We start from the raw sequence: 21,182 nt of genomic DNA, 5'->3' as shown, positions 1-21,182 counted from the left end.
TTGTCCGCTCAAGTTATCGCGATTGACGCAATGGGCGGGGACTTCGGTCCCCGCAGCATTGTTCAGGCCAGCCTTGCTTGTCTGTCTACTACGCCCTCGCTGCACCTGACCCTTGTCGGTCAACCCTCCCTCCTTGAAGAATTGATCGCCAGCCAGTCGGCTGTGGATCGCGCACGCCTGACGATTGTGCCGGCCCTTGACGTCATCGGCATGGATGAAAAACCTTCCCAGGCCCTGCGTGGCAAGCCGGACTCCTCGATGCGCGTGGCCCTCGAGCTGTTGCGTGATGGCAAGGTCCAGGCGTGTGTCAGTGCCGGCAATACCGGTGCGCTAATGGCGCTGTCACGTTATGTGCTCAAGACGTTGCCGGGTATTGATCGTCCGGCCATGATCGCGGCGATTCCGACCCAGCGTGGTTATTGCCAGTTGCTTGACCTGGGCGCCAACGTCGATTGCAGTGCCGAGCACCTGCTCCAGTTCGCCGTGATGGGGTCGGTAGCGGCGCAGACTCTGGGTATCGCTCGCCCGAAGGTGGCGTTGCTCAACATCGGTACCGAAGACATCAAGGGCAATCAACAGGTCAAGCTCGCCGCTACGCTGCTGCAAAACGCCCGGGGCCTGAACTACATCGGATTCATCGAAGGCGATGGCTTGTATCGTGGCGAGGCGGATGTGGTGGTGTGTGACGGCTTTGTCGGCAACATCCTGCTCAAGTCCAGCGAAGGTCTGGCGACCATGATTGCCGGGCGCATCGAGGCGCTGTTCAGGAAAAACCTGGCCTCCAGAGTGGTCGGTGCCTTGGCGTTGCCGCTGATGAAACGCTTGCGGGCCGAGCTCGCGCCGGCCACGCACAATGGTGCGAGCTTCCTTGGTTTGCAGGGGATTGTCGTCAAGAGTCACGGCTCGGCGGGTGTGCAGGGGTTCCAGAGTGCCATCCAGCGCGCCTTGATCGAGATTCAGGAAAACCTGCCTGAGCGCCTTCACGGTCGTCTCGAGGATTTGTTGCCTTAGGCATTTTCGTCGGACAATGCTTAAATGTGACCGCTCGGTTCAATTGGCCATCCAACTGTCAGTTTCTTGCGTCCCTCAAATGGGGCGTCAACTCTCCGACGACAAGATCATTAGGGGCTTGTTACATGTCTGCTTCCCTCGCATTCGTCTTTCCAGGACAGGGTTCGCAGTCCCTCGGCATGCTGGCCGAGTTGGGCGCGCAACATCCATTGATCCTCGAAACCTTCAAAGAAGCTTCCGATGCTCTGGGTTACGACCTGTGGGCACTGACCCAGCAGGGGCCGGAAGAGCAGCTCAATCAAACCGACAAGACCCAGCCGGCCATTCTGACCGCTTCGATCGCCCTGTGGCGCCTGTGGCTGGCTGAAGGCGGTGCACGTCCGGCCTACGTTGCCGGTCACAGCCTGGGCGAGTACAGCGCGCTGGTTGCCGCTGGCAGCCTGAGCCTGGGGGCCGCCGTCAAGCTGGTAGAGCGTCGCGGCCAGTTGATGCAGGAGGCCGTACCGGCCGGGCAGGGCGGCATGGCCGCCATTCTCGGCCTGGATGATGCCGACGTGCTGGCAGCCTGTGCTGAAGCGGCGCAAGGCGAGGTGGTCAGTGCGGTCAACTTCAACTCGCCGGGCCAGGTGGTGATCGCCGGTGCCAAGGCGGCTGTCGAGCGCGCCATCGAAGGCTGCAAGGCGCGTGGCGCCAAGCGTGCGATGCCGTTGCCGGTCAGCGTGCCGTCGCACTGCGAACTGATGCGTCCGGCTGCCGAGCGATTCGCCGAGTCCATTGCCGCGATCGACTGGCAGGCTCCGCAGATTCCTGTGGTGCAAAACGTCAGTGCTGCGGTGCCAACTGACCTGGAAACCCTCAAGCGCGACCTGCTCGAGCAACTCTACAAGCCGGTTCGCTGGGTCGAGTCCGTCCAGACACTGGCTGCCAAGGGTGCGACCCAACTGGTCGAGTGCGGTCCGGGTAAAGTCCTGGCTGGCCTGAACAAGCGTTGCGCCGAAGGCGTGTCGACCTCTAACCTCAATACCCCAGATGCCTTCGCTGCCGCCCGTGCAGCGCTGGCCTGAATTAGGAGAAGCTTGCATGAGTCTGCAAGGTAAAGTTGCACTGGTGACCGGTGCCAGCCGCGGTATTGGCCAGGCCATCGCCCTGGAGCTGGGTCGTCAGGGTGCTATCGTGGTTGGTACCGCGACTTCCGCTTCCGGTGCCGAGCGCATCGCGGCAACCCTGAAGGAAAACGGCATTCAAGGCACCGGCCTTGAGCTCAATGTCACCAGCGACGAGTCCGTGGCGGCCGTGCTGGCGAGCATTCAGGAGCAGTTCGGTGCGCCGGCGATTCTGGTCAATAACGCCGGCATCACCCGCGATAACCTGATGATGCGCATGAAAGATGACGAATGGCATGATGTTGTCGATACCAACCTGAACAGTCTGTTTCGCCTGTCCAAGGGTGTTTTGCGCGGCATGACCAAGGCGCGTTGGGGCCGAATTATCAGTATTGGTTCGGTTGTGGGTGCCATGGGCAACGCAGGCCAAGTAAACTATGCAGCCGCCAAGGCGGGTCTGGAAGGTTTCAGCCGCGCGTTGGCGCGTGAAGTGGGCTCGCGCTCGATCACGGTCAACTCGGTGGCTCCGGGGTTCATCGATACCGATATGACCCGTGAGCTGCCTGAAGCGCAGCGTGAAGCCCTGCAGACGCAAATTCCGCTGGGCCGACTGGGGCAAGCTCAAGAGATCGCGTCCGTGGTCGCTTTTCTTGCGTCGGACGGTGCGGCTTACGTTACTGGGGCTACAATCCCGGTGAACGGCGGGATGTACATGAGTTAAATGTGACGGATTGCTTCAAAAAAATGTCATACGAGCTGTCTAAAATCCGTTATAAAGCTGCACTTTATTTATAGGCAGCGGGTCATCAGGGTTTGAGGAGTGAAGCTTTCAGTTGAAAAACCGAAAAGCCTTTCTATACACTTACCCACTGGCCAGCTGCCTGAATTTGTCCATTAGGAGTGAAAACAAGGTATGAGCACCATCGAAGAGCGCGTCAAGAAAATCGTTGCTGAGCAACTGGGCGTTAAAGAAGAAGAAGTTGTGAACACTGCTTCCTTCGTAGAAGACCTGGGTGCCGACTCCCTTGACACCGTTGAGCTGGTGATGGCTCTGGAAGAGGAATTCGAGACCGAAATCCCTGACGAAGAAGCTGAGAAGATCACTACTGTACAAGCTGCCATCGACTACGTTACTAGCCATCAGGCGTAATAGTTTGTAATCGTTGTTCGCTGTCATGGAAAAACCGCACTGCCATCATGGCGTGCGGTTTTTTCTTTAGGTCCGATGCAAAGTCGTCATTTGAAAAAAGGAGAGTGCTGTGTCGCGTAGACGCGTCGTAGTCACCGGTATGGGTATGTTGTCGCCACTGGGCACGGATGTGCCGAGCAGCTGGCAGGGCATTCTGGCTGGCCGCAGTGGCATTGGTCTGATCGAACACACCGACCTTTCTGCCTATTCCACCCGTTTTGGCGGCTCGGTAAAGGGCTTCAATGTCGAGGAATATCTGTCGGTCAAGGAAGCTCGCAAACTCGACCTGTTCATTCAATACGGTCTGGCGGCCGGGTTTCAGGCGGTGCGTAATGCCGGCCTGGAAGTGACCGATGCCAACCGTGATCGCATTGGCGTGGCCATGGGTTCGGGTATTGGCGGTCTGACCAATATCGAAGAAACCAGCCGCACCTTGCATGATTCGGGGCCGCGACGGATTTCTCCGTTTTTCGTGCCGGGCTCGATCATCAATATGATTTCCGGCTTCCTGTCCATCCATCTGGGGACACAGGGGCCGAACTACGCCATCTCGACAGCGTGTACCACCGGTACTCACTGCATCGGCATGGCGGCGCGCAACATTGCCTACGGCGAAGCCGATGTGATGATTGCCGGCGGTTCCGAAATGGCGGCGTGCGGCCTGGGCATGGGCGGCTTCGGTGCCGCGCGTGCACTGTCGACCCGCAACGACGAGCCGACCCGCGCCAGTCGTCCATGGGACAAGGGCCGTGATGGCTTCGTCTTGTCCGATGGTGCCGGTGCGTTGGTGCTCGAAGAGCTTGAGCACGCCAAGGCCCGTGGTGCGACCATCTATGCCGAGCTGATCGGTTTCGGCATGAGCGGTGACGCCTATCACATGACCTCGCCGCCAGCTGACGGTGCGGGGGCTGCGCGCTGCATCACCAACGCGTTGCGCGATGCGCAGATCAACGGCGATCAGGTGCAGTACATCAACGCCCACGGTACCTCGACCTCTGCCGGCGACCTCGCCGAAGCCCAGGCGATCAAGACCGTGTTCGGCGATCACGCCTATAAGCTGGCGGTCAGTTCGACCAAGTCCATGACCGGTCACCTGCTGGGTGCGGCGGGCGCTGTCGAGGCGATCTTCAGTGTGCTGGCCATCAATGGCCAAGTGGCGCCGCCGACCATCAACCTTGATGAGCCGGGCGAAGGTTGCGATCTCGATTTCGTGCCGCACACGGCGCGCAACATGGACATCGACGTGGTGCTGTCCAACTCGTTCGGCTTTGGTGGCACCAATGGCTCCCTGGTGTTTCGCCGGTTCGTCGGTTGATGGACAGCTGGGTCGACGGTCGGCCGGGTGACTCACTGTCGCTGAAAGACCGCGGCCTGGCTTATGGTGACGGCCTGTTCGAGACCATAGCGGTCAAGGGTGGGCAGCCACTGTTGCTGGATCGACACCTGCAGCGTCTGGCTGAGGGGTGTTCGCGCCTGGCAATGGCTGCGGATCACGGGTTGATCCGCAGCGAACTGCTGGCATACGCCGCCGCCCTGGGCGAGGGTGTGCTCAAGCTAATGCTCACGCGTGGTGACAGTCTGCGCGGTTATGCCGCCGACCCCGCGGCTGCGCCCCGGCGAATCCTGCAAGGCAATCCCCCGGTGGTTTACCCGCCTGCCCATGGACAGCAAGGTGTACGGTTGTTTCCTTGCGCGACGCGCCTTTCGATCCAGCCGGCCCTGGCCGGTCTCAAGCATCTCAATCGCCTTGAACAGGTCATTGCCCGTGCCGAATGGCAGGGGGGTGATTGTGCCGAGGGCTTGATGCTGGACCTTGAGGGGCGAGTCATTGAGGGGGTCTTCAGTAATCTGTTCCTGGTGCGTAATGGCGTTTTGGTCACTGCCGATTTGAGTCGCTGTGGCGTTGCCGGCGTGATGCGTGCCGAATTATTGTTTCAAGCCAAGTCTTTGGGAATCCCCACTGAAATCACCGATATCAGTCTCGAACACCTGCAACAGGCTGATGAAGTCTTCGTCTGCAACAGCGTATACGGCATTTGGCCGGTATGCGCTTGTGCTGCGCTGAGCTGGCCGGTTGGGCCGCTCACCCGTAAACTGCAAGGCATTGCCCGCGCGCTACTGGATGCTTGATTCGTGAGACGTAAACTCTTGCTGCTGCTGGAAACCGGACTGGTTCTGGCGGGGCTGCTGCTGGGCGCTTCGGCCTGGAAAATCAATTCGGCGCTGGAGCAGCCGCTCAACATTACTCAGGAAGAGTTGCTGGACGTACCTAATGGAACCACGCCGTCCGGGACGTTCAAGCGTATGGAAGCAGACGGTATCCTCGAGGATGCCTTCTGGTTGCGCCTATACTGGCGCCTCAACCTCGCTACCCAGCCTCTGCACAGCGGTGAATACCGCATGCTACCCGGTATGACTGCGCAAGGCCTGATCGGCCTTTGGCAGCGCGGCGAAGTGGTTCAGTACAGCCTGACCCTGGTGGAGGGCTGGAACTTCCGTCAGGTTCGTGCCGCGTTGGCGAAAACCGACAAGCTGGAACAGACCCTCGATGGCTTGAGCGACGGCGAGCTGATGGAGAAGCTTGGACATGCCGGCGTGTTTCCGGAGGGGCGGTTTTTTCCGGACACTTACCGCTTCGTGCGTGGCATGACCGACGCGCAGGTGCTGGCAAAAGCCTATGACCGACTGGATGAAGTCCTGGCCGCGGAGTGGGGCAAGCGTTCTCCTGATGCACCGTACACCGAACCCTATCAGGCGCTGATCATGGCCTCACTGGTGGAGAAGGAGACCGGTGTACCCCAGGAGCGCGGGCAGATTGCCGGCGTGTTCGTGCGTCGCCTGCAGTTGGGCATGCTGTTGCAAACCGACCCGACCGTGATCTACGGGATGGGTGAGCGTTACAACGGCAAGCTGACGCGGGCGTATCTCCGGGAGCCGACGCCGTACAATACCTACGTGATTTCCGGATTGCCGCCGACGCCGATTGCGATGGTCGGCCGTGAAGCGATTCATGCGGCATTGAACCCTGTTCCTGGCAGCAGTTTGTACTTCGTGGCACGGGGCGATGGCAGTCATGTGTTCTCCGATGACCTGGATGCCCACAACAATGCCGTGCGCGAGTATCAGATCAAGCGTCGCGCGGACTATCGTTCCAGTCCTGCGCCGGACAATGGCGCGGCAGCACCCGATGCGGACGCGCCTGATACTGCCCCAGAGATGGGGCTCGAAGTGCCATCAGCGCTGCCGGCACCTGATGTGCAAGCACCGCAAAGCCCGCAATGACTCTGACTAAGGACTGCCTGTGACTGGCTTGTTTATAACTCTGGAAGGCCCGGAAGGCGCTGGCAAAAGCACCAATCGCGAGTACCTGGCCGAACGCCTGCGTGCCGAGGGGATCGAGGTCGTGCTGACTCGCGAACCTGGCGGTACGCCGCTGGCCGAGCGCATTCGCGATGTCTTGCTGGCACCCGTCGACGAAGTCATGAACCCGGATACCGAGCTGTTGCTGGTGTTTGCCGCGCGTGCGCAGCACCTGGCCGAGGTGATTCGCCCGGCGCTGGCTCGCGGGGCCGTGGTGCTGTGCGATCGCTTTACCGACTCCACTTACGCCTATCAGGGTGGCGGCCGTGGGTTGTCCCTGGAGCGAATTGCTGCCCTGGAAACCTTTGTCCAGGGTGACCTGCGTCCAGACCTGACGCTGGTGTTCGACTTGCCGATTGAAATCGGTATGGCACGCGCCAGTGCCCGTGGTCGGCTGGATCGTTTCGAGCTGGAAGGCCGGGTGTTTTTCGACGCCGTGCGCAATGCGTTTCTCAAGCGTGCGGCAGCCGATCCTGCGCGTTACCTGTTGGTGGATGCTTCACAGCCATTGGCCCAGGTCCAGCGGGCGCTGGACGCGCTGATGCCGCAACTGCTGGAGCGTCATCGTGGCTGAAGCCTATCCGTGGCAAGACAGCCTCTGGCAGCAACTGGCTGGACGTGCGCAGCACGCTCATGCCTACCTGCTCCATGGTCCTGCGGGTATTGGCAAGCGAGCCTTGGCCGAACGCCTGATGGCGCGTTTGCTGTGCCAGCGGCCTGAAGGTCTGGATGCGTGCGGGCAGTGTAAGTCCTGCCTGTTGCTCAAGGCGGGCAGCCACCCGGATAACTACATCCTGGAGCCGGAAGAGGCGGACAAGGCGATCAAGGTCGACCAGGTCCGCGAGCTGGTGAGTTTCGTGGTGCAGACCGCACAGTTGGGCGGGCGCAAGGTGGTGTTGATCGAGCCGGCAGAGTCGATGAACATCAACGCGGCCAACGCCTTGCTCAAAAGCCTCGAAGAGCCTTCGGGCGATACCGTGTTGTTGTTGGTCAGTCACCAGACCAGCCGGTTGCTGCCGACGATCAAGAGTCGTTGTGTGCAGCAAGCCTGTCCGCTGCCAAGCGAGGCCATGAGCCTTGCGTGGCTGGCCACGGCCTTGCCCGGCTGTAGCGAAGACGAGCGCGTCGAACTGCTGACCCTGGCGGCGGGTTCGCCCCTGGCGGCGGTCACCTTGCAGGCCCAGGGTGTGCGCGAGCAGCGTGCGCTGGTGGTCGACGGTGTCAAGAAGTTGCTCAAGCAGCAGCAGTCGCCCACGCAGCTGGCTGAAGGCTGGAATGCGATCCCGCTGTTACTGCTGTTCGACTGGTTCTGTGATTGGTCGAACCTGATTCTGCGTTATCAATTGACCCAGGATGAGGCCGGGCTTGGCCTGGCCGACATGCGCAAGGTGGTGCAGTACCTGGCGCAGAAGTCCTCGAAGGACAAGGTCCTGACTATTCAGGACTGGATCCTTGCCCAGCGACAGAAAGTGCTGAGCAAGGCTAATCTCAATCGTGTGCTGCTGCTTGAAGCCTTGCTGGTGCAGTGGACAGGTTTGCCTGGTCAGCGATGATCGGGGCACCTGCATGAATGAACACCGTCCGGTCGCCATACCCAGGTCGACCGTCCCCTCTCACAGGATGTAGTTTCAGCCTTTTATGCTCGTAGATTCCCATTGCCATCTCGACCGTCTCGATCTCGCCGCACATGACGGCTCCCTGGATGCCGCACTTGAAGCGGCACGCCAGCGTGGGGTCGGGCATTTCCTGTGCATCGGCGTCAGTGTCGATAACGCCGCCGACGTCAAGGCGCTCGCTGAGCGCTATGACGACGTCGACTGTTCGGTGGGGGTTCATCCCCTGGATGTGCAGCCGGACGCGGCTCCCGCGCTGGACTGGCTGCTGCAGGAGCTCAACCACCCGCGGGTAGTGGCCATCGGCGAAACCGGCCTGGACTACCACTACGAGCCTGAGGCGGCCCATTTGCAGCAGGCGTCCTTCCGGCTGCACCTGCACGCCGCGCAACAGACGGGCAAGCCGGTGATCGTCCACACCCGCGGCGCACGTGCCGATACGTTGGCGTTGTTGCGTGAAGCCGCGCTGCCCCAGGCCGGCGTACTGCATTGCTTCACTGAAGACTGGGACATGGCCAAGGCCGCGCTGGACCTGGGCTTCTACATTTCGCTGTCGGGGATCGTGACCTTTCGCAATGCCGATGCCCTGCGCGATGTGGCCAGCAAGGTGCCCGCAGACCGGCTGCTGGTCGAGACCGATTCGCCGTACCTGGCGCCGATTCCGTATCGTGGCAAGCCAAACCTGCCGCAGTACGTGCGGGAAGTGGCAGAGTTCCTGGCGATGCTGCGCGGCGAGTCTTATGAGCGTTTCGCCGAGCAGACCACCGAGAACTTCAGGCGGCTGTTTCCGTTGGCGCACGTCAGGTCGGCTGGCTAAAGGACGCTCTGGGGCGCTCAAATTGCAGGCAAAAAAAACCCGGGTTCTGGGGGGTGAATCCGGGTTAAGACCATTAGGAGTAAAACAAAGGCACGCAGTCCATTGGTACCTATATCGACACGCCACTTGGGGGAGATGACGCGTCGACATTTCAAGTATTGATCAGTATTGCGCCTCGTCCAGTTTGCCCCCTGCGTTTCTTAAACAAATTTGGAATACCGGCGCTTCGCTTGAGTTCTCACTGCCTGGCGATGGACGCAATAATGGCAATAGTTTCGTCGATCACGCGCTTTTCTGTGTAGAAGTGCGGAGAGAAACGAATGCCGGGGCCGCGTGGAATACACACCACTTGCTGGGCTTTCAGGGTCTCGTAAAGCACCTGATTATCGATGCCGTCGATACTGAACGAGAAAATCCCGCCGCGCCGGGCCGGATTCAACGGACTGTGCAGTTTCACGCCGGCAATGGTGCTGAGCCCCTCCTGTAGCCATTGCACCCGCTCGGCAATCAGGGCGGCAACCTGTTCCATGCCGACTTCTTCCAGTAATGACAGGCTGGCCTCCAGGGCCATGGCTCCGAGCATGTTCGGGCTGCCGCACTCAAAGCGTCGGGCACTTTTGGCCGGTTCCCAGGTGGTGCGATTGTAATCGCCCATGTGTTCGAGCATGTGCCAGCCGAATTCATGCAGCTTCAACTGTTCGCGCAGGTCGCTACGCACGTAGAACACCCCAAGGCCTTCTGGCCCCAGCATCCATTTGTGGCCGTCGGCCATGGCGAAGTCGCATTGATAACTCTGGACATCGAAGGGCAGGGCGCCCAGTTGCTGGATGGCGTCGATGCAGAACAGCACATCCTGCTGCTTGCAACCGGCGCCCAGGCGCTGCAGGTCCAGGCGCAGGCCGCTGGCGAACTGCACCGCGCTGACCGACATCAGGCGGGTTCGAGGACCGCAAGCAGTCAACAAGGCACCTTCTGGGTCGTCGCCCTTGAGGCTGACCTGGACCACTTCCACGCCTTGGGCGGTCAAGGCCTCCCAGACGATACGGTTGGAAGGAAATTCTTCATCGCTGATGACAATCTGGTCACCACTGGCCCAGCTCAGTCCGAAGGCGACAAAAGACAATGCCTCGGAAGTATTTTTGACCAATGCGATATCATCCGTCGACGGCGCGTTTAGCAGTCGTTTCAGGCGTTCGCGCAGGCGTTGCTCCAATGCCATCCAGTCCGGATAGTCACGTGCACCCAGTAAAACGTTCTCTTGGGCGAAGCGCGACACGGCTGTTGCGGCGCGGTTTGGCCAGGGTGCGACGGCCGCATGATTCAAATAACGCAGGCCCGGAGCCTGTACAAATTCATCAAGAAACGTAGTCATGGTCGGATGATCCGTGCAATTTGGCGCAATTTAGGCATAATACGCGGCTTCGAATTTTGACCCCTACAGACCTTTTTCTTATGCATAAAGAACCTCGTAAGGTCCGTGAGTTTCGTCGCCGCGAGCAAGAAATTCTCGACACCGCGCTCAAGCTGTTCCTCGAACAAGGTGAAGACAGTGTCACCGTCGAGATGATCGCTGATGCCGTGGGTATCGGCAAAGGCACCATCTACAAGCACTTCAAGTCCAAGGCGGAGATCTATCTGCGCCTGATGCTCGACTACGAGCGTGACCTGAACGAGCTGCTGCACTCTGCCGATGTCGACAAGGATAAGGAAGCCCTGTCCCGGGCCTACTTCGAATTCCGCATGCGCGATCCGCAGCGCTACCGGTTGTTCGATCGCCTGGAAGAGAAGGTGGTCAAGGGCAACCAGGTGCCGGAGATGGTCGAGGAACTGCACAAGATTCGCGCCTCCAATTTCGATCGCCTGACCTTGTTGATCAAGGGCCGCATCAGCGAAGGCAAACTGGAAGACGTGCCGCCGTATTTCCACTTCTGCGCATCCTGGGCGCTGGTGCATGGCGCCGTGGCGCTGTATCACTCGCCGTTCTGGAGCAATGTGCTGGAAGATCAGGAAGGTTTCTTCCAGTTCCTGATGGATATCGGCGTGCGCATGGGTAACAAGCGCAAGCGCGATACCGACACGCCAGGCAGCTGATCCATTCAGCAGCCTTATTGCGCCATGTTTCCCTGTATGGCGCAGTGCCCCGGGAATATACTCAGGCTTAGGTATTGCTAAAACTTGATTTGTGAGTCAAGTTTTAGCTTTTCCGCATCGACTTCCGCCGGAGTGATCCATGATCGTTGACCGACAAGGCAGGCGCTTCCGCAATTTGCGGGTCAGCCTGACTTCCGCCTGCAACTACGCCTGTACCTACTGTGTGCCTAATGGCAAGCGGTTGGTGGCTGCGCAGGATGAACTGTCGGCCGAAGCCATGGCGCGCGGCGTTGCCTATCTGATCGAAGCCGCCGGCATCGAGCGTCTGCGCATTACCGGTGGCGAGCCGTTGGTGAGCCCCAAGCTGGAAGCCTTCATGACGGCGGTGGGGCAGATGGGGCTTGAAGACATCAGCCTGACCACCAACGGACAATTGCTGGCCAGGAAGCTGCCTCTGCTGGTGGATGCCGGCATTCGGCGGATCAACGTTTCCCTTGATACCCTGGACGCTGCCGCGTTTCGCGGTATTGCCCGTGGCGGCGATCTGGCTACCGTGCTCGATGGCATGGGGCAGGCCCGTGCGGCCGGCATCAAGATCAAGGTCAACATGGTGCCGTTGCGTGGGCAGAACCTCGATCAAGTGCTGCCATTGCTCGATTATTGCCTGGAGCGTGGCTATGAGTTGCGTTTCATCGAGCTGATGCGCATGGGCCATTTGGCCAGTGATTCAAACGCGTTCCTGCAACAATTCGTCAGCCTTCAGCAGTTGCTCAGCCTGATTGGCGAGCGGTACGAGTACCTGCAGGCCGACGCCCCTGTGGATGCCACGGCGGTGCGTTATGAAATCCCTGGCCATGGCCACTTCGGCGTGATCGCCAACGAAAGCGTACCATTCTGCCGCACCTGTTCGCGTTTGCGCCTGTCGTCCACGGGCTGGCTGCACGGTTGCCTGTCATCGAGCAACCGCCACTACGTGGGCGACTTGCTGGACAAGCCGCGTCACCAGGCATTGCCCGCGCTCCAGCGCCTGCTGGTAAAAGCCTTGGGCGACAAGCAGGAAGTGGCGTTTTCCGGTGGGGCCACGGTGATGAAGATCATCGGTGGCTGATACAGACCCGAGTGGTAAAAACCCTCATTGATCCTCTGCAAGTGTGCGTGGACTCAAGGACTGGCGCGGAAGCTGCATCCTGCAAAGATTCGCCGGTTTTCCGTCACCGGCTTCTGGAGGGTAGGATGCGTAGCCTGGTTTTGCTGCTGGCCGTTTTGGCACTTGGCGGCTGCATGAATGTCAGCGACATGGGCGAAGAGGCTCGCTATCACATGAGCGATGCGGGTTTGCTCGATCACAGCGACAGCCGTCGCGTGAATAACCTGCGTATTCAGCCAGACTCGTTCATCTACATTGCCCAAGGCCCGTTCGCGCCGCCGGGCAGTGCCGAGCCACGACAGAATGTGGTCGCCGAAGAGGCCTTCAAGGGCTTTATCGAATATTTCCCGATGGTGCGTCGTGCCGCAGGCCCTGAAGGCCTGGATGCCGCCATGGGCGAGGCCCGCGGCCTTGGTGCCCATTACCTGCTGTACACCCGCTTCGCCAGTGCCGATGACCGTATCGGCAACTCGGATGAGTGGCTTGACCAGGAGGCCGTGGACCGCCTGGGGGTCGACAGTGGGGTGATTCAGATCATGTTGATCGAGACCAGCACCCGGTATTTGATTGATACTGCACGGATCAAGAGTCGTGGCGGTTTGCTGACGTTCCATGACAACAGGCCAGAAGATCTGCTGGGCCCGCCGCTTGCGCAATACGCTCGCAGCCTGCTGGGCCTGAGCGATCAGTAGTTCACCGGGAGAGCAACATGAGTGGTTCGCAAAAAGCTAACGATCTGCTGGGGCAAATCCCCAAGTCCAAAGGCTTGCCGCCCGTTCATTTGTGGAACCCCGACTTCTGCGGCGACATTGACATGCGCATCGCCCGTGATGGCACCTGGTTTTACCTGGGCACGCCGATCGGGCGCAAGCCGATGGTCAAGCTGTTCTCCACCATCATTCGCCGTGACGGCGATGATTACTTCCTGATCACTCCGGTGGAGAAGGTCGGGATCAAGGTCGACGACGCCCCCTTCGTGGCGGTGACGCTGGACGTCGAAGGTGAGGGGCAGGCCCAGGTGCTGCGCTTCACCACCAACGTCGATGAACTGACAGAGGCCGGGCCTGAGCATCCGTTGCACGTCGTGATCGACCCGGTCACTCAGGAGCCCGCGCCCTATGTGCATGTGCGCACCAATCTGCAAGCCCTGATCCATCGCAACGTGTTCTATCAGTTGGTCGAGCTGGCCGTGACTCGCGAGATTGACGGCCAGCGCTGGTTGGGTGTGTGGAGTGGCGGCGAGTTCTTCCGTATCGGCCTGGAGCCCTGATTCGGGCGCTGTTTCAGTGCCGCGCCCCGGTTCCGGAACCGCGCGGCGCCAATCAGGCTGGCCAACGCGGTGCTGTTTTGGCACTGGCGGCCAAACCGATTTCTTCGAGTAGGTCGTCGCGAAAACGTTGCAGGCGTTCGTGACGCAGGCGCGCCAGACGCTGGCCGGAGGGCGTCTGAAAGCCGTCGGCAAGGTGCAGCAGCTTGGTCTGGAAGTGATCGAGACAAAAACGCTTGTCGTCGTAGTCCCGTGTGCGGGCCAAGGGGTCCGTGGCATCGTAAAGCGTGCTGCCCATGCGCCCGGCGATGTAAAACGTGCGCGCCACGCCGAGCATGCCGAGGGAGTCGAGGCGGTCGGCGTCCTGAAGGATTTTCGCTTCCAGGGTGACGGGAGTGATGTTCGCCGAAAAACTGTGGGCCTCAATGACGTGGGCAACGGCTCGTACCCTGGGCTCTGGCCAGTCCAGTTGGCACAGGAGGGGCATGGCTTTTTCTGCCGCCAGCCGCGAGGCCTGTGAGCGCAGCGGCGAGTTCTTCTCCACCGCGACGCAGTCGTGCAGCAGTACGCCGGCCAACAGTATCTCAAGATCGCCGCCTTCTTCGGCTTGAATCCTTTGGGCGTTGTGCCATACCCGCTGTAAGTGTGCGAGGTCGTGGGCGCCGTCCTGTGAGGGTTCCAGTGCATGGGGCAGGAGGCTTGAGGCGAGTGTTTGCAGTGGGGCGAAGGCGCTGGCGTGCATGGCTATCCTTTTGGGTGAAGGGCATCGTTCCCTGAACAAAGTTTTGCAGCGACATGTGACGAACGTTGATTGCCGACATAGTATGGCGTTTTCAATCGTTCTCAAGGGACGTTCATGTCGATCGAGATCCGCCCGGCCACACCCAGCGATGCCCCCCAAATCCTGGCCTTCATCACCGAGCTTGCCGACTTCGAGCGGGCCCGCCATGAAGTCATCGCCAGTGTGGCCGACATCGAGCGCAGCCTGTTCAGTGAGGGGGCCACCGCCCATGGCCTGATCTGCCTGCGCGACGGATTGCCGATCGGCTTCGCGGTGTTTTTCTTCAGCTACTCGACCTGGCTGGGCAGTAACTGCCTGTACCTCGAAGACCTGTACATCACTCCCGAGCAGCGCGGTGGTGGCGCCGGCAAACTGTTGCTGCGCCACTTGGCGAAAATCGCCTGCGCCAACGACTGCGGCCGTTTCGAGTGGAGTGTGCTGGAGTGGAACAAGCCGGCGATCGAGTTCTACGAATCCCTCGGCGCGCAGCCACAGGAAGAGTGGGTGCGCTATCGCATGGATGGCAACGTGTTGCGCGACTTCGCCGAGGGTCGTTGATTATCGGCGGCGCAGGTCGCGCATCGGGTGGCGTGAAACCCGGCAAGCCCGGTCAATACAGGGCCGTCCAACGAAAAAGGGCCCCCGTTCGGGAGCCCTTCTTGTTCAAGCGTACGACTTACATGTTCGGGTAAGTCGGGCCGCCGGCACCTTCCGGTGCCACCCAGGTGATGTTCTGCGCAGGGTCCTTGATGTCGCAGGTCTTGCAGTGCACACAGTTCTGGGCGTTGATCTGGAAGCGTTTTTCGCCGTCTTCCTGGGTGATCACTTCATACACGCCCGCCGGGCAGTAGCGCTGCGCCGGCTCGTCGTACAGCGGCAGGTTCTTGCTGATCGGGATGCTCGCGTCGGCCAGCTTCAGGTGGCAAGGCTGTTCTTCTTCGTGGTTGGTCCCCGAGATGAATACCGAGCTGAGCTTGTCGAAGCTGAGTTTGCCGTCCGGTTTCGGGTAGTCGATCTTCTTGCTGTCGGCCGCCAGCTTCAGGCAAGCGTAATCCGGCTTGGTGTCGTGAAGGGTGAACGGCAGTTTGCCGCCGAAGATGTTCTGGTCGATCCAGTTGAAGCCGCCACCGACGATGGCGCCGTACTTGTGGATCGCCGGGCCGAAGTTACGGCTGGCGAACAGTTCTTCGTAGAGCCAGCTGGACTTGAACGACTCCACGTAGCTGGTCAGTTCGTCCGCGCCTTCGGAACCTGCGAACAGGGCATCGGCCACCGAATCGGCGGCGAGCATGCCGGATTTCATGGCAGTGTGGCTGCCTTTGATCTTGGCGAAGTTCAGGGTGCCCAGGTCGCAACCGATCAGTGCGCCGCCCTTGAACACCATTTTCGGCAACGAGTTCAGGCCGCCTTTGCAGATGGCGCGCGCGCCGTAGCTGATGCGCTTGCCGCCTTCCAGGTATTGCTTGAGCACCGGGTGGTGCTTGAGGCGCTGGAATTCGTCGAACGGCGACAGGTAGGTGTTGCTGTAGGACAGGTCGACGATCAGGCCGACCACCACCTGGTTGTTTTCCAGGTGATAGAGGAAGGAGCCGCCGGTGTTTTCGGTGCCCATGATGTCCAGCGGCCAGCCAGCGGTGTGCACCACCAGGCCTGGTTGATGCTTGGCCGGGTCGATTTCCCAGATTTCCTTCAGGCCAATGCCGTAGTGCTGGGCGTCGGCGTCGCTGTCGAGGTTGAAGCGCTTGATCAGTTGCTTGCCAATGTGGCCACGGCAACCTTCGGCGAACAGCGTGTACTTGCCGCGCAGTTCCATGCCCGGGGTGTACAGGCCTTCTTTCGGATTGCCTTCACGGTCAACGCCCAAGTCGCCGGTGATGATCCCGCGAACCACGCCGTTTTCGTCGAACAGGGCTTCCTGGGCGGCGAAGCCCGGGTAGATCTCTACGCCCAGGTTCTCGGCCTGCTGGGCCAGCCAGCGGCACAGGTTGCCCAGGGAGATGATGTAGTTGCCTTCGTTGTGCATGGTCTTGGGCACAAAGAGGTCTGGAACCTTGATCGCGCCATCTTCATTCTTCAGGACGAAGATGTCATCGCGGGTGACCGGAGTGTTCAGCGGTGCGCCGAGCGCTTTCCAATCAGGGAACAATTCATTCAGGGCCCGAGGTTCGAACACCGCGCCGGAAAGAATGTGAGCGCCGACTTCGGAGCCTTTTTCGACCACGCAGACGCTAATTTCCTTACCGGCTTCGGCGGCCTTCTGCTTCAATCGGCAGGCGGCGGAAAGACCAGCGGGGCCGGCACCGACGATGACCACGTCGAATTCCATGTATTCGCGTTCCACAGGTTATCTCCTACTCAAGGCTCAACAGTTTTTTTTCTAATTGGAGGTTTGGCGTCGCATCGATGAATTGCTCCGCATTGCGGGGCAGGGGACAATCGATCCACCACCTTTCTCTCTAGGTGGCGCATTATATCTACACCACTCCCAGCGTCCAATACAAACGTTTGTTTGAATTTGCTGAAAGCCAGATAAATCAAAGAAGCGCGGCTTATAACTGACCATTTTGCCGTATTGACCAGAATAGGCGTTCCGGTCAAGATACGGGCGGTTTTGCGCTCGCCGTAGGCTGACTGTTGGTTTCAAGAGCACCTCTAAAGACAGGGCGAAGGCTGTACAAGGTGACGCGCAACGAGGGTTCGGTGCGAAGTTTACACGCTGCGAAAAGACCTGGCCGATCAGTCGTCGCTGACGAACGGTCATCCCTCTCGTGAGCAGGGTCACCCATTCACATGCCGGCGTTTTTAGAGGTGCCCTTGCGCCGTTGAGCATCAACCGCCAGGTTCGCCTAGGCGACTTTCTTTTCACCGGAGAGTAACGAGGAATCCATGAAGGTTCTTGTAGCTGTCAAACGAGTGGTCGACTATAACGTCAAGGTTCGCGTCAAAGCGGACAACTCCGGCGTCGATCTCGCTAACGTCAAGATGTCGATGAACCCTTTCTGCGAAATCGCAGTGGAAGAAGCCGTACGCCTGAAAGAGAAAGGTGTTGCGACTGAAATCGTCGTCGTCTCCATCGGCCCGTCCACCGCTCAAGAGCAACTGCGCACCGCGCTGGCTCTGGGTGCCGACCGCGCCATCCTCGTCGAATCCGCCGAAGACCTGACTTCCCTGGCCGTTGCCAAACTGTTGAAAGCGGTTGTCGACAAGGAACAGCCTTCGCTGGTGATCCTTGGCAAACAAGCCATCGACAGCGACAACAACCAAACCGGCCAGATGCTGGCTGCCTTGAGCGGCTACGGTCAGGGCACTTTCGCCTCGAAAGTCGAAGTCGCTGGCGACTCCGTTGCCGTGACGCGCGAAATCGACGGCGGTGCACAGACGGTTTCCCTGAAACTGCCGGCCATTGTTACCACCGACCTGCGTTTGAACGAGCCGCGCTACGCGTCCCTGCCAAACATCATGAAAGCCAAGAAGAAGCCGCTTGAAGTGCTGACTCCTGAAGCTTTGGGCGTTTCCACCGCCTCCACCAACAAGACCCTGAAAGTCGAAGCGCCGGCTGCACGCAGCGCGGGTATCAAGGTCAAGTCGGTGGCTGAACTGGTCGAGAAACTGAAAAACGAAGCGAAGGTAATCTAATTATGACTATCTTGGTAATCGCTGAACACGACAACAAGGTTGTGGCCCCGGCCACCCTGAACACCGTGGCTGCCGCTGCGAAAATCGGTGGCGACATCCACGTCCTGGTCTCTGGCCAGAACGTTGGCGCGGTGGCTGAAGCCGCTGCAAAAATCGCTGGTGTGAGCAAAGTATTGGTCGCCGACAACGCGGCTTACGCTCACCAGCTGCCGGAAAACGTCGCGCCGCTGGTGGCCGAGCTGGGCGCTGGCTACAGCCACATCCTGGCTGCCGCCACTTCCAACGGCAAAAACATCCTGCCGCGCGTTGCCGCTGCACTGGACGTTGACCAGATCTCCGAGATCATCTCGGTTGAAAGCGCCGATACCTTCAAGCGCCCGATCTATGCCGGTAACGCCATTGCTACCGTGCAGTCCAACGCCGCCGTAAAAGTGATCACCGTGCGTGCCACCGGTTTCGACCCGGTTGCCGCTGAAGGTGGTTCGGCTGCTGTTGAAGCGGTTGCTGCTGCTCACGATGCTGGCACCTCCAGCTTCGTTGGCGAAGAGCTGGCCAAGTCCGATCGTCCGGAGCTGACCGCTGCCAAGATCGTCGTTTCCGGCGGTCGTGGCATGCAGAACGGTGACAACTTCAAACACCTGTACGCCTTGGCCGACAAGCTGGGCGCTGCTGTTGGCGCTTCCCGCGCCGCGGTCGACGCAGGTTTCGTACCCAACGACATGCAGGTCGGCCAGACCGGTAAGATCGTTGCACCACAGCTGTACATCGCCGTCGGTATCTCCGGCGCGATCCAGCACCTGGCCGGCATGAAAGACTCCAAAGTGATCGTTGCGATCAACAAGGACGAAGAAGCGCCGATCTTCCAGGTGGCCGATTACGGCCTGGTGGCGGACTTGTTCGAAGCCATCCCTGAGCTGGAGAAGCTGGTCTAATCCAGCGGCTTCACTTATAAAGAGCCCGGCCTTCTGGCCGGGTTTTTTATTGTCTGCGATTTACAGAGTGGGGAAACATGCCATGGAGATGCATCGCTTGAGCGGTTGGTCGATGCTGGTGAGCCTGTTGTTATGGCCGGCGCTGTCGGTCGCAGCCGGCAAGTGCGAACGCCTGGTGGTGACCGGCAGCCCGGATGCGCCACCGTATCTGTGGCAGGACCCGCAGGATCCCGCGCACTTGATCGGCAGCAACGCCGACCTGCTGCAGCAGGTGGCGGGGGAGTTGGGGCTCACCGTCGAGCTGCGCTACGCCGGCAAGCGCTCACAGGCAATCGAGGAGGTGCGCAGCGGACGCATCGACATGCTGGCGGACGCGTCATTGATGACCCAGCAGCTGGAGTCGCTTGATTACATTCATCCTGCGCTGGCAGGCAACGACTACCTGGTGTGGACTCGCAATGGCTCGACCCTGGACTACATCGAGGCGAAGGACTTGAGCGGGCACATGGGCGCGGTGTCACAACAGGCGCGGTTGACCCAGGCCTTCGAGGCGTTCGCACGGTCGCAATTGACCCTGGTGAGTACGCCAAACCTGACCCAGGCCTTTCAGAAGCTGGTGTTGGGTGAAGTGGAGTACGTCCTGGCCGGACGCTATGCCGGGATGGCCATGGCACAGACATTGAGCATCGCCAACGATGTGCAGGCTGACCCACAACCGATCGACAAACCAGGGCTGTTCCTGGCCATTTCTCACAACTCGGCCTGCAACGATCCATGGTTGCGCGGACAGTTGGCCAAAAAGATGACAGAATTGCCCGCGTCCGGTCTGACGGAGGCTGTGCTACAGCGCAATCTGGAGCGCTGGAAAGCACATTTGAAACAGCCCGTCAGCACCCCAAAACAGTAGGGATTTTTAGTGACTATTCGACCTCTTTTCGCTGCCCTGGCCGTTACGGCTCTGGCGGGTTGTGCAGCCGATCCGGCGCCGAATGAACAAATGCGTCTGACCGGGCAGGCCCTGGAACAGGCTGCCGCCGTCGGGGCAACCGCCGGGGAAGTGCCTGAGCTGAAACTGGCTGAAGACAAGTACACCCGGGCCAAGGCCGATATGGCCGATCAGTCGTTCAAGGATGCCCGTATGCAGGCCGAACAGGCCGAGCTGGATGCGCGCCTGGCAGAGGCCAAGGTCCTGACCCTGAAAAGCCAGGAACAACTCAACGTGCTCAATACCCGCATCGCTCGCCTGCGCAAGCAGCTGGGAGACGCCCAATGAACCTGAAGAGCGGAGTATTGGGTGGGGTGTTGTTGGTCGGCCTTTACGGTTGCGCGGGCCAGCACAGTGACGTTGCGTTGCAACAGGCCAGCGCTGACTTCCAGAAGGTCAAGGAAGACTCGAACGTATTGCGCATTGCCCCCAAAGACGTGATTCGTGCCGGTGAGTCCCTGGCGCGGGCCGATCGCCTGTCCAGCTACTGGGGCAGTGGTGCCGATGTGCAGCACTACGCCTACCTGAGTCAGCGCTACAGCGAAATTGCCCGCCAGCACAGCGAGAAAGTGCTCAATGAGGAGCGGGCGGCCAAGCTTGAGCTGGAGCGTCAGCGCCTGCAACTGGCGTTGCGCGAAGCCAAGTTGCTCAGTGTGCAGCAACAGGGCAAATGGCTGGAGGAGCAAATCATCAGCCTGGCGACCACCCAGACCGATCGCGGCCTGGTGATGACGCTCGGGGATGTGTTGTTCGACACCGGTGAGGCGGAGCTGAAGAGTTCGGCCAACCGTACCGTATTGAAGATCGTCCAGTTCCTGCAGCTCAATCCCAAGCGCGTGGTCCGCATCGAGGGCTACGCCGACAGCACGGGAGGCAAGCAGGAGAACCGTAAACTGTCCCGCGATCGCGCCCAGGCGGTGGCGAACATGCTGATGGACCTGGGGATTGACGATAAACGCATTCAGGTCGAAGGCTACGGCGATGAATACCCGGTAGAGGCCAACGCGTCCGAGCGCGGCCGCGCGCAGAACCGTCGGGTTGAAATTGTCTTCTCCGATGAAAAAGGCCAGCTAGGCGCCGCCCGCTAAGGTCAGCGTCACTGGAAAACCCGGCCCCCTCAGAGGTGCCGGGTTTTTTTATGCCTGCGAAAGGCTCCACAAAACAGTACAGTTTTTGCTGACACTGCACTGTATGGTCGACTATTGTAGTAACTGTCCCAGTACACTTCCAAACTGTTCCGGTAGTGTTTC

At 60.0% G+C, this 21,182-nt stretch carries 23 protein-coding genes; 20 read left to right on the top strand and 3 right to left on the bottom strand.

Translation table 11 applies throughout. The features are described from left to right. The 10 genes from plsX (at position 1) to CKW07_RS04165 (ending at position 9,093) form a co-directional block, all read left to right on the top strand. Positions 1–1,011, top strand: a complete 1,011-nt coding sequence (gene plsX, locus CKW07_RS04210) for a phosphate acyltransferase PlsX (protein ID WP_095143738.1) — start codon at positions 1–3, stop codon at positions 1,009–1,011. Positions 1,012–1,136: 125 nt separating this feature from the next. Further along, positions 1,137–2,075, top strand: a complete 939-nt coding sequence (fabD, locus tag CKW07_RS04205; RefSeq protein WP_095143737.1) for an ACP S-malonyltransferase — start codon at positions 1,137–1,139, stop codon at positions 2,073–2,075. Positions 2,076–2,091: 16 nt separating this feature from the next. Next, on the top strand, positions 2,092–2,835 hold the full coding sequence (gene fabG / locus CKW07_RS04200; protein ID WP_007942004.1) for a 3-oxoacyl-ACP reductase FabG: 744 nt from the start codon (positions 2,092–2,094) through the stop codon (positions 2,833–2,835). Between the two features lie 192 nt (positions 2,836–3,027). Beyond that, on the top strand, positions 3,028–3,264 hold the full coding sequence (acpP, locus tag CKW07_RS04195) for an acyl carrier protein (RefSeq protein ID WP_003175607.1): 237 nt from the start codon (positions 3,028–3,030) through the stop codon (positions 3,262–3,264). A gap of 109 nt (positions 3,265–3,373) precedes the next feature. Then, the gene (gene fabF, locus CKW07_RS04190; protein ID WP_095143736.1) at positions 3,374–4,618 is read left to right on the top strand and encodes a beta-ketoacyl-ACP synthase II; all 1,245 of its coding nucleotides are present in this window, start codon (positions 3,374–3,376) and stop codon (positions 4,616–4,618) included. Next, positions 4,618–5,433, top strand: a complete 816-nt coding sequence (gene pabC, locus CKW07_RS04185; RefSeq protein WP_095143735.1) for an aminodeoxychorismate lyase — start codon at positions 4,618–4,620, stop codon at positions 5,431–5,433. The genes fabF and pabC overlap by 1 nt, the downstream gene beginning before the upstream one ends. 3 nt (positions 5,434–5,436) lie before the next feature. Continuing rightward, on the top strand, positions 5,437–6,585 hold the full coding sequence (gene mltG, locus CKW07_RS04180) for an endolytic transglycosylase MltG (RefSeq protein WP_095143734.1): 1,149 nt from the start codon (positions 5,437–5,439) through the stop codon (positions 6,583–6,585). Between the two features lie 19 nt (positions 6,586–6,604). After that, positions 6,605–7,237: a dTMP kinase gene (gene tmk / locus CKW07_RS04175; RefSeq protein WP_095143733.1), complete on the top strand. Its 633-nt coding sequence runs from the start codon at positions 6,605–6,607 to the stop codon at positions 7,235–7,237. Then, a complete protein-coding gene (locus CKW07_RS04170; protein ID WP_095143732.1) occupies positions 7,230–8,216 on the top strand; it encodes a DNA polymerase III subunit delta' in 987 nt (328 codons plus the stop codon). Before tmk ends, CKW07_RS04170 begins: the two co-directional genes overlap by 8 nt. An 85-nt stretch (positions 8,217–8,301) precedes the next feature. Continuing rightward, positions 8,302–9,093 (top strand): TatD family hydrolase, encoded by a 792-nt coding sequence (locus tag CKW07_RS04165; RefSeq protein WP_095143731.1) that lies wholly within the window; start codon positions 8,302–8,304, stop codon positions 9,091–9,093. Between the two features lie 238 nt (positions 9,094–9,331). On the opposite strand, the gene CKW07_RS04160 is transcribed toward CKW07_RS04165, so the two are convergent. Further along, positions 9,332–10,465: an aminotransferase class V-fold PLP-dependent enzyme gene (locus tag CKW07_RS04160; RefSeq protein ID WP_095143730.1), complete on the bottom strand. Its 1,134-nt coding sequence runs from the start codon at positions 10,463–10,465 to the stop codon at positions 9,332–9,334. Between the two features lie 80 nt (positions 10,466–10,545). Between CKW07_RS04160 and CKW07_RS04155 the strand changes: the two genes are divergently transcribed. The 4 genes from CKW07_RS04155 to CKW07_RS04140 all read left to right on the top strand — a co-directional run bounded on the left by CKW07_RS04155 (position 10,546) and on the right by CKW07_RS04140 (position 13,601). Beyond that, positions 10,546–11,184, top strand: a complete 639-nt coding sequence (locus tag CKW07_RS04155; RefSeq protein ID WP_095078828.1) for a TetR/AcrR family transcriptional regulator — start codon at positions 10,546–10,548, stop codon at positions 11,182–11,184. Positions 11,185–11,323: 139 nt separating this feature from the next. After that, on the top strand, positions 11,324–12,292 hold the full coding sequence (locus tag CKW07_RS04150) for a GTP 3',8-cyclase MoaA (protein WP_095143729.1): 969 nt from the start codon (positions 11,324–11,326) through the stop codon (positions 12,290–12,292). A 125-nt stretch (positions 12,293–12,417) separates the two neighbouring features. After that, positions 12,418–13,023: a DUF4823 domain-containing protein gene (locus CKW07_RS04145; RefSeq protein ID WP_095143728.1), complete on the top strand. Its 606-nt coding sequence runs from the start codon at positions 12,418–12,420 to the stop codon at positions 13,021–13,023. Positions 13,024–13,040: 17 nt separating this feature from the next. Further along, positions 13,041–13,601 carry a DUF1285 domain-containing protein gene (locus CKW07_RS04140; RefSeq protein ID WP_095078831.1) on the top strand — a complete coding sequence of 187 codons (561 nt, stop codon included), beginning with the start codon at positions 13,041–13,043 and terminating at the stop codon, positions 13,599–13,601. A 52-nt stretch (positions 13,602–13,653) separates the two neighbouring features. Here CKW07_RS04140 and CKW07_RS04135 read toward each other — a convergent pair whose 3' ends face one another. Beyond that, positions 13,654–14,340 (bottom strand): HD domain-containing protein, encoded by a 687-nt coding sequence (locus tag CKW07_RS04135; RefSeq protein WP_095143727.1) that lies wholly within the window; start codon positions 14,338–14,340, stop codon positions 13,654–13,656. Positions 14,341–14,454: 114 nt separating this feature from the next. On the opposite strand from CKW07_RS04135, the gene CKW07_RS04130 reads away from it, so the two are divergent. Then, positions 14,455–14,937 carry a GNAT family N-acetyltransferase gene (locus tag CKW07_RS04130; RefSeq protein WP_095078834.1) on the top strand — a complete coding sequence of 161 codons (483 nt, stop codon included), beginning with the start codon at positions 14,455–14,457 and terminating at the stop codon, positions 14,935–14,937. Positions 14,938–15,055: 118 nt separating this feature from the next. Here the strand turns inward: CKW07_RS04130 and CKW07_RS04125 are convergent, their stop codons facing one another. Beyond that, the gene (locus CKW07_RS04125; protein WP_095143726.1) at positions 15,056–16,720 is read right to left on the bottom strand and encodes an electron transfer flavoprotein-ubiquinone oxidoreductase; all 1,665 of its coding nucleotides are present in this window, start codon (positions 16,718–16,720) and stop codon (positions 15,056–15,058) included. 545 nt (positions 16,721–17,265) lie between these two features. Here CKW07_RS04125 and CKW07_RS04120 point away from each other — a divergent pair. From CKW07_RS04120 to CKW07_RS04100, 5 genes are all read left to right on the top strand, one after another. Further along, positions 17,266–18,015, top strand: coding sequence for an electron transfer flavoprotein subunit beta/FixA family protein (locus CKW07_RS04120; protein ID WP_095143725.1), 750 nt, complete (start codon positions 17,266–17,268; stop codon positions 18,013–18,015). 2 nt (positions 18,016–18,017) lie between these two features. Then, entirely contained in the window at positions 18,018–18,947 is a 930-nt protein-coding gene (locus CKW07_RS04115; protein ID WP_095143724.1) for an electron transfer flavoprotein subunit alpha/FixB family protein, read from the top strand. Between the two features lie 82 nt (positions 18,948–19,029). Continuing rightward, complete coding sequence (locus CKW07_RS04110) at positions 19,030–19,854, top strand: ABC transporter substrate-binding protein (protein WP_095143723.1); 825 nt, start codon at positions 19,030–19,032, stop codon at positions 19,852–19,854. A gap of 9 nt (positions 19,855–19,863) precedes the next feature. After that, positions 19,864–20,220: a DUF4398 domain-containing protein gene (locus tag CKW07_RS04105; protein WP_095143722.1), complete on the top strand. Its 357-nt coding sequence runs from the start codon at positions 19,864–19,866 to the stop codon at positions 20,218–20,220. Continuing rightward, on the top strand, positions 20,217–21,020 hold the full coding sequence (locus CKW07_RS04100) for an OmpA family protein (RefSeq protein WP_095078840.1): 804 nt from the start codon (positions 20,217–20,219) through the stop codon (positions 21,018–21,020). Before CKW07_RS04105 ends, CKW07_RS04100 begins: the two co-directional genes overlap by 4 nt. Positions 21,021–21,182 lie beyond the last annotated feature (162 nt).

It is taken from the genome of Pseudomonas sp. Irchel s3b6 (assembly GCF_900187415.1).
In the GTDB taxonomy this organism is placed as follows: Bacteria; Pseudomonadota; Gammaproteobacteria; order Pseudomonadales; family Pseudomonadaceae; genus Aquipseudomonas.
The sequence above is the reverse complement of the archived record's forward strand: the minus strand, read 5'-3'. Positions and strand labels throughout refer to the sequence as shown.